The following is a 644-nucleotide window of genomic DNA, read 5'->3' as shown; positions in this document are numbered from 1 at the left end:
GCGGCGCGCTGACGCCGCCATTGTTGTCGGTGGCGGTGTAGCTAAAGGTGACGTCACGACTCTGGCCAGCGGCCAAGCCGTCGAAGTCCGCACCCGGGTTGAAGGTGTAGCTGCCGTCGCTGTTGAAGCTCAGCGAGCCGTTGCCCTGGCCCACATCCGTGGCGAGCTGATAGCTCTCGACGGTACCGTCGACGTCGGTCGCTGCCGGCACCTGAGCGTTCAGGGCGGCGTTTTCACCAGTGGTCTGGGTATCGGCCTTGGCCACCGGGGCATCATTGGTGCCAGTCACCGTGATAGTGACTGTCTGCGGTTCACTGACACCGCCATTATTATCCGTGGCGGTGTAGCTGAAGGTGACGTTACGGCTCTCGCCCACGGGCAGGCTGTCGAAGTCCGACCCTGGGTTGAAGGTGTAGCTGCCGTCGCTATTGAAGCTCAGCGAGCCGTTGCCCTGGCCCACATCCGTGGCGAGCTGATAGCTCTCGACGATACCGTCGACGTCAGTCGCTGCCGGAACATTGCCTTCGAGTACCTGATTCTCGCCTGTCGTCGGCGTGTCCGCTTTGGCCACCGGCGCATCATTGGTGCCGGTCACGGTGATCGTCACCGTCTGCGGGGCACTCACCCCGCCATTGTTGTCCGTG

The 644-nt window shown here is 63.2% G+C and carries 1 protein-coding gene; it reads right to left on the bottom strand.

Translation table 11 applies throughout. The features are described 5' to 3' along the window. Positions 1 to 644: Ig-like domain-containing protein (locus DOM54_RS19830; protein WP_167406525.1), on the bottom strand; the 644-nt coding region annotated here is incomplete at both ends.

The organism is Salinicola acroporae, assembly GCF_003206615.1.
GTDB lineage: Bacteria > Pseudomonadota > Gammaproteobacteria > Pseudomonadales > Halomonadaceae > Salinicola > Salinicola acroporae.
The sequence above is the reverse complement of the archived record's forward strand: the minus strand, read 5'-3'. Positions and strand labels throughout refer to the sequence as shown.